This is a genomic window from Leptothrix toolikensis (SeqCode), assembly GCF_057922285.1.
Genome location: NZ_JBYSVC010000096.1, coordinates 1 through 8,249 on the forward strand (window position 1 = coordinate 1; position 8,249 = coordinate 8,249).

General features: G+C 63.0%; 5 protein-coding genes. 3 read left to right on the plus strand and 2 right to left on the minus strand.

Translation table 11 applies throughout. The features are described from left to right. Window positions 1–1,521, plus strand: a 1,521-nt coding sequence (locus tag AC3VI7_RS11275) for an efflux RND transporter permease subunit (protein WP_489671533.1), incomplete at its 5' end; no start/stop codon positions are given. On the opposite strand, the gene AC3VI7_RS11280 is transcribed toward AC3VI7_RS11275, so the two are convergent. Further along, window positions 1,507–2,763 (minus strand): TIGR03862 family flavoprotein, encoded by a 1,257-nt coding sequence (locus tag AC3VI7_RS11280; protein WP_489668774.1) that lies wholly within the window; start codon window positions 2,761–2,763, stop codon window positions 1,507–1,509. The genes AC3VI7_RS11275 and AC3VI7_RS11280 overlap by 15 nt on opposite strands. Window positions 2,764–2,826: 63 nt before the next feature. Between AC3VI7_RS11280 and AC3VI7_RS11285 the strand changes: the two genes are divergently transcribed. After that, window positions 2,827–5,181 carry an AsmA family protein gene (locus AC3VI7_RS11285; RefSeq protein WP_489668775.1) on the plus strand — a complete coding sequence of 785 codons (2,355 nt, stop codon included), beginning with the start codon at window positions 2,827–2,829 and terminating at the stop codon, window positions 5,179–5,181. A 32-nt stretch (window positions 5,182–5,213) separates the two neighbouring features. Here AC3VI7_RS11285 and ppa read toward each other — a convergent pair whose 3' ends face one another. Then, window positions 5,214–5,756 carry an inorganic diphosphatase gene (gene ppa, locus AC3VI7_RS11290; RefSeq protein WP_489668776.1) on the minus strand — a complete coding sequence of 181 codons (543 nt, stop codon included), beginning with the start codon at window positions 5,754–5,756 and terminating at the stop codon, window positions 5,214–5,216. A 141-nt stretch (window positions 5,757–5,897) separates the two neighbouring features. Here ppa and AC3VI7_RS11295 point away from each other — a divergent pair, with 141 nt between their 5' ends. Further along, entirely contained in the window at window positions 5,898–7,955 is a 2,058-nt protein-coding gene (locus AC3VI7_RS11295; protein WP_489668777.1) for a sodium-translocating pyrophosphatase, read from the plus strand. Window positions 7,956–8,249: the final 294 nt, after the last annotated feature.

Here is an 8,249-nt window from a genome sequence, read left to right on the forward strand (position 1 = left end):
ACCGTGGCGTTCTTCTTCGGCTCCTTCGGCCTGCTCAGCGCCCTGCCCACCGGTTTCATGCCGCCCGATGACTTCCACCAAACCCAAGTCACGCTGACCCTGCCCCCAGGCAGCACCTTCAGCCAAACCTTTGCCGCCGCTGAACACGCGCGGGCTTTGGTGCAAAAGCATCCGCACGTCAAGCTGATCTACACCACGGTGGGCGGCGGCAGCACCGGCGCAGACACCTTCACGCCGGGCGCCGGCCTGCCCGATGTCCGCACCGCCACGCTGACCCTCAACCTGACGCATCGCACCGAGCGGCGCGGCACCTCCAAGCAAAGCATCGAAGGCCAGCTGCGCGAAGCCTTGAAGGATCTACCAGGGGCGCGCGTCAAAGTGGGCTTTGGTCAAAGCAGCGAGAAGTACGTGCTGGTCTTGGCCGGTGAAGACGGTGCCACCTTGATGGCGCACGCCACTGTGGTGGAACGCGAACTGCGCAGCATCCCCGGCATCGGGGCCGTGACCTCCAGCTCCAGCTTGGTGCGGCCCGAGTTGATCGTGGTGCCCGACACCGCCCGCGCCGCCGACTTGGGCGTGAGCACCAGTGCCATCGCCGACACCCTGCGCATCGCCACGGCGGGCGACTTTGATCAAGCCTTGCCCAAGCTGAACCTCAGCCAGCGCCAAGTGCCGATCATCGTGCGCTTGCCCGCCGAGGCGCGTACCGACTTGGCCTTGCTGGCCCGTCTGCCCGTGCCGGGTAAAAACGGCCCGGTGTTGCTGGGCAATGTCGCCAGCTTGTCGATCAGCAGCGGCCCGGCCGAAATCGGGCGCTACAACCGCCAACGCAACGTCAACTTCGAGATTGAACTCAATCAGCAACCACTGGGTGAGGTGAAAGACGCGGCCATGGCGCTGCCAAGCCTGAAGGAGCTGCCGCCGGGTGTGATCCAGACCGAAGTGGGCGATGCCGAGGCCATGGGCGAGCTTTTTGCCAGCTTTGGCTTGGCGATGCTCACCGGCGTGCTCTGCATCTACATCGTCTTGGTGCTGCTGTTCAAGGACTTCATCCAGCCGGTCACCATCTTGGCCGCTTTGGTGCTGTCGATTCCGGGCGCTTTCTTGGCGCTGTTCGTCACGCACACCGCGCTGTCGATGCCGTCGATGATCGGACTGATCATGCTGATGGGCATTGCCACCAAGAACTCGATTCTGCTGGTGGACTACGTGATTCTGGCGCGCCGCGAACACGGTTTGGACCGCTGGCACGCCGTGCTGGACGCCTGCCGCAAGCGCGCTCGGCCGATCGTTATGACCACCATCGCCATGGCGGCCGGCATGATGCCGATTGCCATGGGCTGGGGGGTGGACCCGAGCTTCCGCTCCCCCATGGCGATCGTTGTGATCGGTGGGTTGATCACCTCGACCTTCCTAAGCCTGCTGGTGATCCCGGTGGTCTTTACCTACGTCGATGATGCGATCCACTCGCTGGATCGCTGGCGCAAGAAGCCACCGGAGATCCCCTCAGCCCAAGGCTAAGCACCCTTCAGCGGCCACCCGGCCGCTGGCCAAGCTGGCGGTGAGCAGGTAGCCGCCGGTGGGGGCATCCCAATCGAGCATCTCGCCCGCGCAGAACACCCCTGGCAAAGCGCGAAGCATGAGGTGCTCGTTCAAGGCCGTGCCCAGCTCAACCCCCCCAGCACTGCTGATCGCCTCATCCAGTGGCCGTGGGGCTAAGAGTGCGAGCGGCAGCGCCTTGATGCGCGCCGCCAAGCGGGCCGGATCTTTGCTGAGGAGGTTCCAAGCCGGCGTATCAAGCCCCTCGTGCAGCAGTGCCGCCTTGGCACCGTGCAAGCCCGCGTGCTCGCGCAAGTGATTGGCCATGGAACGGGCACCCCGCCCCTTGGCCAGCGCGACCGCCAACTCAGCCTCGTCACGCGTCGGCAACAAGTCCAAGGTCACCGCTGCCGATCCCGTGGCTTCGATCTCATCACGCAGCAAGCCGGATGCGGCGTAAATCAAGTTGCCCTCTAAACCGTGAGCCGTGAGCACCGCTTCGCCCAGCCGATCAAAACGTCGGCCCAAATGATCGGTGACTTTCAAGCGAACGTTCTTCAGCGGCGCTCCGGCATGACGCTCGCGCAGGTAATCGCTCCAAGCGACCTCAAAACCACAGTTGTGCGGTTTGAGCGGTGACACGGGCACACCGTGTTGTGCCAGCCAAGGCTGCCAAGCACCGTCAGAACCCAAGCGAGCCCAACTGCCGCCGCCCAAGGCCAAAATCACGCTCGCCGCTTGGGCACGCTGTTCACCCGTCGGGGTGTCAAAGGCCAAGGTCCAACCTGTGCCCTGATCGCCCGGCACGGGCTCCAGCAGACCGTTCCAGCGATGGCGCATGTGAAAGCGCACGCCGCTGACCCGCAGACGATGCAACCAAGCCCGCAGCAGCGGGGCAGCTTTCATCTCGGCCGGGAACACCTTGCCGGAGCTGCCGACAAAGGTGTCGATGCCCAAGCCTTGGGCCCAATCACGCAGCGCTTGTGGCCCGAACATGTCGAGCCATGAGCCCACTTCAGCGGCATGCACGCCGTAGCGGCCCACGAAGTTCGCCATCGGCTCAGCGTGCGTCAGATTCAAGCCCCCTTTGCCCGCCAGCAAGAACTTGCGCCCCACCGAGGGCATGGCGTCATACAGATCCACCGACACGCCCGCTTGCACCAGCACCTCGGCCGCCATCAGCCCCGCCGGGCCGCCGCCAATCACCACACATCGGGTTTGCACGGCTTGCTCTACATTCTTAACAGTTTGCACATCTTCTCCACATCAGTCTTGGGACAATAGCGCATGAGCCTGACCAAAAAACTTTTACTCGCTGCGGCGGGTCTGCTGGTGGTGGTGCTGATCGGGGTGACCTGGTTGGTGCTGAGTTTCGATCCGAACCGCTACAAGGGAGTAGCTATCGACTGGGTGCGTGAGCATCAACAGCGCACCTTGAGCCTAGAAGGCCCCATCCGGCTGAGCGTGTTCCCTCGCTTGGCGGTGCGCCTCGACCAAGTCGCTTTAAGCGAATTCCAAAAGCCGGAAACCTTCGTCAAGCTCGAATCAGCCAGCTTGGCGATCCAGCTCATGCCCTTGTTGCACCAACAACTGGTGGTGGATGAGGTACGCGCCAGTGGCTTGAAGCTGCACTACAAGCGCGACGCCGCAGGCCACAGCAACATCGACGATCTGCTGCAACCTTCCGCCAAACCGGCCGAGCCCAAAACCGCCGCGCAGCCGCTCAAGTTCGACGTCAGCGGCATCACGCTGGAAAACCTCCAAGCGCGCATCGACGACGACCAAGGCCATCTGCACGGCGACATCACGCTGGAAAACCTCACGACCGGCCGCCTCAGCCCCGACGTGTTGACGCCCATCCGCATCGCCGCCTTGGCCAAACTCAGCGAGCCGGCAGCTTCAGCGCACGTGCAAGCCACTTTGAAGCTGCAACTCGACCCCGGCAGCCCCGCCACCGAGCAAGCCGCGCTGCGCCCCTTCAAGCTCGATGTGCAGGACTTGGACCTGAAGCTGGACGCCGCCACCGGCGCCATCGCCTTGCAAGACACCCATCTGGGTCTGGGCCGGCTGCAACTTGAACCGGCCAACCAAAAAATCAGCCTCGACAAGCTCTTGGTGCAACTGCGCGGCCAGCTGAGCGACGCCCAAGGCAGCCACCCGCTGAGCGTGGAGCTGAACTGGCCGCAGTTGGCCGTGAACGGCAAGTCGCTGCAAGGCTCGCCACTTTCGGGCAACTTCTCGCTCCAAGGCCCTGCTGCGGTGCAAGGTCGGATTGAGTCGGGTGCCCCCACCGGCAGCTTTGACGCGCTCGACATCCCCGGCTTCAAGCTGGTGCTGGGCGGCGGCACGGGGCCGACGCGCCTGCAAGGCACCATCCAAACCCACATCAAGGTCCAGCCGCCCACGTCGCAGGTCCAACTGGCCGCGCTGAGCATCGACGCTCAAGTGCAAGACCCAAGCCTGAAGCCGCTCACGGTCCAAGCCAAGGGTGAGGTGGCGGCGTCACCGCAAACCACCCGCTGGGCCTTGGCCGGGCAACTCAACGGTCAAGCGTTTGACCTGGACGGCCAGATCAGCATGAGCAAGGGTGCCCCGCCGCGCTTGGTAGCCAAGGCGCAGTTTGGCGAGCTTGACCTTGACGCCCTGCTGCCGCCGCGCGCCCCCGCACCGCCACCGGCTGCGTCCGCTGCCGATATCCCCGTCAATTTGGCGGGTCTACGCGCCATCAACGCCGATGTCAGCCTCAAGGCCGCGAGCCTGAAATACAAGCCCTTCGTCATCCGCGATCTGCTGGCCCAAGCCAAGCTCGAAGGCGGGCATCTCGTGTTGGCCCCGCTGTCGCTCAAAGCCTGGGATGGCGGTTTGGAGGCCCAAGTGGTGGCTGACGCCGCTCAGCAGCTCGTCGCCGTCAAAACCAAAGCCACCGGCATCAACATCCAAGGCGCGCTCAAAGACGTGGCCAACTTGGATCTGGTCGAAGGCAAGGGCCATGTCCAAGCCGATGTCAGCACCCACGGCGCGACCGTCAACGCCATGAAAGCGGCGTTGAACGGTACGGCTGCGGTGCAGTTGCGTGACGGCGCTTTGCACGGCATCAACTTGGCGCGTTCGCTGCGCGAGTTCAAAGCCAAGCTGACGCTGCAAAAAGATGCGATCCAAGAAGCGCAGAAGACCGAGAAGACCGACTTCTCCGAGCTCTCAGCGACTTTCCAAATCTTGAATGGTGTGGCCAATAACCGCGATCTGGACATGAAGAGCCCCTTCCTGCGCCTATCCGGCAATGGCTTTGTGAACCTGCCCCAAAGTGCGCTGGACTACACCGCACGCACCACGGTGACCTCGGTGGCCAAGGGTCAAGACGGGATGGACCCTGCACTGCAAGGCTTGACGGTGCCGGTGCGCCTGAGCGGCCCCTTCAGCGCCATGGCTTGGAAGATCCAGTGGAGCGATATCTCGATGGGCGGCGCCAACGCTGGCGCATCCCTCAAGCAAGCCTTGGACAACAGCGGTGCGGTGGCCAAGCTCAAGGCTCCGTTGGCTGCGGCTGCGGCTTCCCTGCCCAACGAGGCGCAGGTGAAGCAGCAGCTTGAACAACAGGCCCGAGACCAAGTACAGAACAAGCTCAAAGGCTTGTTCAAGTAACCCGGCTCAAGGCTTTAAGCCGGTCTAAACCCTTAGACCGGCTGATTGGCCTTGGCGTAGCTGGCGATGCCATTCAAGATTTCTTGCTTGGCAGACTCCGGGCCTTCCCAGCCCTGCACCTTGACCCACTTACCCTTTTCGAGATCCTTGTAGTGCTCGAAGAAGTGCTGGATGCGGTTCAGGTGCAGCTCATGCAAGTCTTCCGGCTTTTGCCAGTTCTTGTAGATCGGCAAGATCTTGTCGGTCGGCACGGCCAACAACTTGGCGTCGCCACCGGCTTCGTCGTCCATCTTCAGCACGCCAATGGCGCGGCAAGGTACCACCACGCCCGGCACCAGCGGGAACGGGGTGATGACCAACACGTCCACCGGATCGCCGTCGTCCGACAAGGTTTGGGGGATGTAGCCGTAGTTGCACGGGTAGTGCATGGCGGTGCTCATGAAACGGTCCACGAACAGCGCGCCGCTTTCTTTGTCCACTTCGTACTTGATCGGGTCAGCGTTCATCGGGATTTCGATGATCACGTTGAATTGCTCGGGGGCTTTGCTGCCGGGCGTGACGTTGTGCAGGCTCATGGGCGTTTGTCTTGGTTGAAGGTTGAAAAGGGTGGGATGTGATTCTACGGACTGCGCTTGCGGACACCTTGCGCAAGCGCCTTGCTTATTCGCCCCCGATGGGCCTAGCATCGCCGCACCGCCCTTGCCGAGGAGACTTTCATGGCGACCGCAACCCTTGCCCTTATCTTGGTTTTGCTTTGCGGCGTGGCCGCCGTGGCGCATGGGCTCCTCACCCGGGGCTGGATCTTGCGCCAAGACCCCGGCAACGAGCGCATGCAAGCCATTGCCAGCGCCATCCAACAAGGGGCCTCGGCCTATCTGGCCCGGCAATACCGCAGCATCGCTTGGGTGGGGCTGGGCTTGGCCGTGTTGCTCGGCGTCTTTATCGGCCCCATCACCGCCCTTACCTTCGTGATCGGGGCCCTGCTCTCGGGGGCTTGCGGCTTTATCGGTATGAACGTGTCGGTGCGCGCCAACGTTCGCACCGCTCAAGCGGCCACACGCGGCATGGGCCCAGCGCTGGATGTGGCTTTCCGAGGCGGCAGCCTCACCGGCATGCTGGTGGTCGGCTTGGGGCTGCTGGGCGTGGGCGGCGTCTTTGGCGTCCTGAGCCACGGTGCCACCTTGGACGGCCCCGCCCTGAACGTAGCCCTCAAACCTCTGATGGGCTTGGCCTTTGGGGCCAGCTTGATCTCGATCTTTGCCCGTTTAGGCGGCGGCATCTTCACCAAAGGGGCCGATGTCGGCGCGGATTTGGTCGGCAAGGTCGAAGCCGGCATCCCCGAAGACGACCCGCGTAACCCCGCCGTGATCGCCGACAACGTGGGCGACAACGTCGGGGACTGCGCCGGCATGGCCGCCGACTTGTTTGAAACCTACGCCGTGACCTTGATCGCCACCATGGTGCTCGGTGCCCTGCTGATCACCAGCGCCCCTATGGCTGCGGTGCTCTACCCGCTGCTGCTGGGTGGGGTGTCGATCCTGACCTCCATCGTCGGCAGCAGCTTTGTCAAAGCCAGCCCGGGGATGAAAAACGTCATGCCCGCGCTCTATAAGGGCTTGATCGTGGCCGGCGGGCTTTCGTTGATCGCCTTCTGGTTCGTCACCCAAGCGGTGATGCCGGACGATGCCTTGGGCCCTCACACCCACACCCAACTGCGGCTGTTCGGCGCTTGCGCCGTCGGTTTGATCTTGACTGCTGCGATGGTCTGGATCACCGAGTACTACACCGGCACCGACTACGCACCCGTGCAGCACGTGGCCCAAGCCTCCACCACCGGCCACGGCACCAACATCATTGCGGGCTTGGGCGTTTCGATGAAATCCACCGCATGGCCGGTGCTGTTTGTCTGCGCAGCCATCCTGAGTGCTTTTCAACTGGCGGGTTTGTACGGCATCGCCATCGCGGCCACCGCGATGCTGAGCATGGCGGGCATCGTCGTGGCCTTGGATGCTTACGGGCCCATCACCGACAACGCCGGCGGCATCGCTGAAATGGCCGGCATGCCCGAGAGCGTGCGCGACATCACTGATCCGCTCGACGCTGTGGGCAACACCACCAAGGCCGTGACCAAGGGCTATGCCATCGGCTCGGCCGGCTTGGCCGCCTTGGTGCTTTTTGCCGATTACACCCACGCCCTGGAAGCACGCGGACTGCACATCCACTTTGATCTGGCCGACCCCTTGGTGATCGTCGGTTTATTCCTCGGGGGGCTGATTCCTTACCTCTTTGGTGCCATGGCCATGGAGGCTGTGGGCCGCGCTGCGGGTGCGGTGGTTGAAGAGGTGCGGCGGCAATTTCGGGAGATCCCCGGGCTCATGGCCGGCACGTCCAAACCCGATTACAGCCGCGCCGTCGATCTGCTCACCGCTTCGGCCATCAAGGAAATGATCCTGCCCAGCTTGTTGCCCGTGGCCGCCCCGATTTTGGTGGGCTTGCTGCTGGGGCCTGTGGCCTTGGGCGGACTCTTGATGGGCACCATCGTCACGGGGCTCTTTGTGGCGATTTCGATGTGTACCGGCGGCGGCGCTTGGGACAACGCTAAAAAGTACATCGAAGAAGGTCACTTTGGCGGCAAAGGCAGCGACGCCCATAAAGCGGCCGTGACCGGCGACACCGTGGGCGACCCCTACAAAGACACTGCCGGCCCAGCAATCAACCCACTCATCAAGATCATCAATATCGTGGCCCTATTGATCGTGCCGCTACTTTCTTGAGTGGGTTGCTGCATTGCGCAAATTGCCCTAGAATTGTTGCACTGCACCAATTTACGCTGAAGCATTCTGGCGCTTCTTCCGCCCGCCTGTTGCCACCCACGCCCGAGGACACCCGATGCTCTACCAGCTCTACGAAAGCCAACGCGCCCTGCTCAGCCCTTTTGCTGAATTTGCCAGCGCGACCTCGAAGCTCTACAGCCACCCGCTGTCGCCGTTCAACCATGCCCCAGGCTCGCAACGACTCTCGGCGGGGTTTGATCTGCTGCATCGGCTGACCAAAGAGTACGAAAAGCC

Coding starts and splice junctions, on each gene's coding strand:
- AC3VI7_RS11295 (WP_489668777.1), top strand. CDS start 5,898: ATGGCGACCGCAACCCTTGCCCTTATCTTGGTTTTGCTTTGCGGCGTG.
- ppa (WP_489668776.1), bottom strand. CDS start 5,756: ATGAGCCTGCACAACGTCACGCCCGGCAGCAAAGCCCCCGAGCAATTC.
- AC3VI7_RS11285 (WP_489668775.1), top strand. CDS start 2,827: ATGAGCCTGACCAAAAAACTTTTACTCGCTGCGGCGGGTCTGCTGGTG.